Below are 1,057 nucleotides of genomic sequence, written 5' to 3'. Positions count from 1 at the left end.
TGTCTTGATATCGATACCCCTGTTCTTATTCATGGGTTACATCATTGAGCGCGCCAATATTTTGGATCGACTCTTTTTGAGCTTGCAAACTGCCTTAAGACACGTACCTGGATCAATGGCAGTTGCCGCCTTGATTACCTGTGCACTGTTTGCTACTGCTACCGGTATTGTTGGTGCAGTGGTGACTTTGATGGGCTTGCTGGCTTTGCCATCAATGCTGAAAGCGGGTTACGACCAAAAGTTGGCAGCAGGCGTTATTACTGCCGGTGGTACTTTGGGTATTTTGATTCCACCATCAATCATGTTGATTGTGTATGCCGCAACTGCTGGTGTATCTGTAGTCAAGCTCTACGCAGCTGCCATGATTCCTGGTTTCTTGTTGGCGGGCTTGTATTTGGTATATGTCATTGTGCGTGTGGTGATTAATCCATCATTAGCGCCTAAGCCAAAAGATGTCGATAACGTCGGCTTTTGGGATGGCTTTAAATTGCTGGTAACTGCATTCTTCCCATTAGCCTTATTGATTTTGGCAGTTCTAGGCTCCATTTTGTTTGGCTTGGCAACCCCAAGTGAAGCAGCAGCAATGGGTGCATTGGGCGGAACGATGTTGGCAGTGGCCTACAAGGCATTTACATGGCAACGTCTGCGTGAGTCTGTTTATTTGACTGCGAAGACTTCAGCGATGGTGTGTTACTTGTTCGTAGGTTCATGGACATTCTCATCGGTGTTCTCTTACCTCGGTGGCGAGCACATCATTAAAGATTTCATGATGTCGATGGATTTGAACACTGTTCAGTTCCTCATCATTGCTCAGTTAATCATCTTCGTTTTAGGCTGGCCACTAGAGTGGAGCGAGATCATCATTATTTTCGTTCCGATCTTCTTGCCACTGTTGGCGCACTTTAATGTCGATCCATTGCTGTTTGGTATTTTGATCGCCGTGAACTTGCAAACCTCTTTCTTGACGCCGCCCATGGCCATGTCGGCCTACTACCTCAAAGGTGTGGCGCCGCCAGAGTTGGCTTTGTGGACGATTTTCAAGGGATGTTTCCCATTC

General features: G+C 46.8%; 1 protein-coding gene. It reads left to right on the top strand.

Going from position 1 to position 1,057, the window contains the following annotated elements; all coding sequences use genetic code 11:
• Window positions 1-4 precede the first annotated feature (4 nt).
• A partial coding sequence (locus B7Y67_RS19175) for a TRAP transporter large permease subunit (protein ID WP_293599996.1) occupies window positions 5-1,057 on the top strand: 1,053 nt, incomplete at its 3' end.

The sequence above is a fragment of the Polynucleobacter sp. 35-46-11 genome (assembly GCF_002281105.1).
Note: the sequence above shows the minus strand (reverse complement) of the source record. Positions and strands in the feature narration are given on the sequence as shown.